Consider the following 2,460-nt stretch of genomic DNA (forward strand, 5'->3'; position numbering starts at 1 on the left):
GCGTGGCAGAGGGTCATGACGACGCCGACCGCCCAGCCGCCGATGCCGAGGAGCAGGCCGCCGAGCGGGCCGCCCGCGAGCTGGAGGGCGGCATCGCGACCCTGGTTCGCGGCCTGCGCGCGACCCATCGCGTCGTCGGGGACGATCTCCTTGATCGCGCTCTCGCCGGCGACGTCGAAGAGTCCGCTGCGGGCGGCGAGGAGGATGTCGATCACCAGCAGCGAACCGAAGGTCATCGCGTCACCGAGGGCGAGCAGGGTGAAGGCCCCCGCCAGCACGATGCCGATGAGCGATCCGAGCAGCATCAGCGCGATGCGGCGGTGACGGTCGGCGAGAACCCCGCCGGCGAGGGTCATGAGCAGGCGGGCGACCATTCCGGCGGCGCCGATGATGCCGGCCTGTGCGGGATCGTTCGTCACGATGAGCGCGAGCAGCGGGATCGCGAACCCGAAGAGCGCGGCCGCGAGGCCCTTGCTCGTGTCGCTCAGCAACCAGGTGAGGTAGCGGCCGTTGTGCCACAGGCGATGCGACTCGGTGAGGGTGGTCATGCGTCGAGAGTAATTGCGCAAGAACAATTGCGCAAGTTCTATTGCGCAATTTTGGGTGCGGGTAGGATCAGGGCATGGCAGCCGACACCAGCGAGAGCAAGGGCGACGATCCCGTCTGGATGACCTCGGCCATGCTCAAGGCCTACTCCCACCCGCTGCGTCGACAGATGATCCGCCTGTTCTCGCGGCGAGACTTCCTGCGAGCGGCGGACATCGCCGCCGAGCTCGGGGTGCCGGCCAACAGCGCGAGCTTCCACCTGCGCGCACTCGCCGATGCCGGTCTCATCGAAGAGGCGCCCGAGCAGGCCCGCGACCGGCGTGATCGTGTCTGGACCGGGCACAAGGGTCCCCTCAACGTGGGCGGCCCGGACAGCCCCGTGGCCGACGAGGAGCTCGGGACCGCGGTGATCGCCGCGCTGGTGGAGGACCATCACGATCTGATGCGCCGGGTGACCGCCTGGACCCCCGAGTACGTCGCCGGACGCACGACCGAGGTGCACGCCGCCTTCACCCAGAGGACGATCCGGTTGACCGAGTCCGAGTTCGACGACGCGATGGTGAAGATCAACGATGTGCTGAGCGCCGCCGATGACGCGCACGACAGTGCCGACCCCGACGGCCGCTACTGGCAGGTGGACGTGATCGCCGCCGACGACACCATCTGACGCTGTCCGGGATCAGTCGTCCGTCGCCGGGCTTCCACTGAGAATCAGGATGCGGCGCAGGTGCATCGCGGTGAGCACCCCGGGGCCCATCGAACGACGCACATCGACGGTGCGGCTGTCGACCGTCTCGAGGAGGAGCCGCGTCGCACGGGCGGCCTCGCCGCGGATGCGATGGTCTTCCGGGGTCGAGGCGTCGCCGCGCGCGATCACCTCCGCCACGGCGTGACACGCGGCGGACAGCGGCTCGGGCAGTGCGGGGTCGAGAGCGATGCCGGCCGGCCGGTCCCAGATGGTGTCGGCGATCTCGTCCGAGATGTCGCGGATGAGGTGCGCGATCCGGTCGAGTGCCGCGAGCTCCTCGTGGCTCTGCTGCATCCGCGATCGGTGGCCCTTCGCCCGGGGATTGCCCCGTCGGCTCTCGTCGGCCTCCGCGAGCGCTGCCCGCAACTCACCTGCGGTGTCGGCGAGGGAGGCCGCGTCGTCGGCCCACTGCTCGTGCTCCGGCGGCCAGGACTCGGAGACCGCCGATCCGATGTCGTCGAGATGCCGGGCCAGCTGCTCGCGGAAGGCCCCCAGGCGCGCCGCCGCCACTCCGGTGAGCGGTGCGGGCGCGATCAGGACGTTGACCACGAGGCCGATGACGATCCCGACCGCGGTCTGCGTGAGGTATCCGAGGGAGTACTCGTCGGCGTTCTGTCCGCCGATGATCAGCACGAACATCGCGGCCATCGGGATGTATTCGCGTCCGGCACCGAACCAGCCCGTTCCGGAGACGAGCACTCCCACACCCACGACGAGCGGGATGGTCCACCACGTGGGCCCCACCGTGAGCACCACCACCGTGGCGAGGCCGATGCCGGCGGCGAGCCCGAGCAGCGTCTGGAAGCTCGACTTCGCCGACCCCATCAGCGTGGGGTACATGCTCAACAGTGCCCCGAGCGGGGCGTAGTAGGGGTACTCGTCGGTGACCCCCGGCATGTGCGGAGCGATCAGCCAGGCGAGACCGACCGCGAGCATCGTCTTCGCGACGAGCAGCAGGCGTGCGGGGAGGACGGCTTCGCGGAGGGCGTGTGCGATGCCTGCGCGGCGTGCGCGGAATCGAGGCTGGCTCTGCGTCACGGCATCCTCTCTTTCGGCGCGTGCGGGTGGGGCGTGGTGCCGGTGATTCCGCGAGCGTATGCGCCCGGTGCGCGGCCGACGAGCGGGTTGCTTCCTCGGCTGGGTACCGGTAGCGCGCAGACGCGACG

At 70.0% G+C, this 2,460-nt stretch carries 3 protein-coding genes; 1 reads left to right on the plus strand and 2 read right to left on the minus strand.

The window, feature by feature from the left end; all coding sequences use genetic code 11:
- A partial coding sequence (locus ACNPM4_RS05765; protein WP_448985027.1) for an MFS transporter occupies positions 1–548 on the minus strand: 548 nt, incomplete at its 3' end.
- A gap of 74 nt (positions 549–622) precedes the next feature.
- On the opposite strand from ACNPM4_RS05765, the gene ACNPM4_RS05770 reads away from it, so the two are divergent.
- Positions 623–1,213 (plus strand): winged helix-turn-helix domain-containing protein, encoded by a 591-nt coding sequence (locus ACNPM4_RS05770; RefSeq protein ID WP_029263209.1) that lies wholly within the window; start codon positions 623–625, stop codon positions 1,211–1,213.
- Between the two features lie 12 nt (positions 1,214–1,225).
- On the opposite strand, the gene ACNPM4_RS05775 is transcribed toward ACNPM4_RS05770, so the two are convergent.
- Positions 1,226–2,332: an FUSC family protein gene (locus ACNPM4_RS05775; RefSeq protein WP_448985028.1), complete on the minus strand. Its 1,107-nt coding sequence runs from the start codon at positions 2,330–2,332 to the stop codon at positions 1,226–1,228.
- Between the last annotated feature and the right edge of the window lie 128 nt (positions 2,333–2,460).

Source organism: Microbacterium umsixpiens, assembly GCF_053543675.1.